Origin of the sequence: Enterococcus sp. 125944 (genome assembly GCF_051909435.1) — a bacterium.
Taxonomy (GTDB): domain Bacteria; phylum Bacillota; class Bacilli; order Lactobacillales; family Enterococcaceae; genus Enterococcus_D; species Enterococcus_D gallinarum.
Genome location: NZ_JBQASY010000067.1, coordinates 1 through 698 on the forward strand (window position 1 = coordinate 1; position 698 = coordinate 698).

The 698-nt window shown below is 35.1% G+C and carries 1 pseudogene; it reads right to left on the reverse strand.

The features are described from left to right. A pseudogene (locus ACTFWY_RS17815) lies at nucleotides 1-698 on the reverse strand (phage tail tape measure protein); the annotation flags it as partial.

Sequence of the window (698 nt, forward strand, 5' to 3'; positions counted from 1 at the left end):
TTGATTCCATCGATTAAACGAATCTTCGGATTCATAAATCTTAGTCAAGAAATCGTAGTTATCAGCATATAGCTCTTTTGTTTCGTCTGGTAAGTCATTCCAATTTTTCAATTTATCTTCTGACTCGCTCAGAGTAGTAAGAAATTTATAGTTCTTAGCGTCTAAATCTTTTATCTCAGGTTGATAATCATCCCACAACCCTAAATTCAACATAGTTTCAGCCATTGTTTCTGGGGTATTTGAATATAATAATGCGGTTTTGGCATCAATGCTTAACTCATTCCATTTACCAGAATCATCCAATGCCTTATACATTGTTTGGCTAAACTCATCTTCCAAAATAGCTTGTTTATCTTTCCAAGCCATTCCATCCCAGTATCCATTGACAATCGCAGCTTCACCAATTACTTTTTTAGCATTTGAATCCAAATTTGCATCGTGAACAACTAATTTTAAATCATTCCATGTTTTTGAATCCTTAGTTGCTTCAATGACTGTTTCACGAACATTGGATTTTAATTCACTTGTTTTTTCATCAAAGACTAAGTCATTCCATGTCTGTGCTGCTTTCTTGCCTGATGCACTTGCTTCAGAAGCAGTCCAAGCCATCTTCTCAGCATTTGCCTCAGCATTCTTTGCCAATTCAGATGATAATGTTCTTGCGTTCTCAACAATACGTTTATTGCTTTCAATTAATG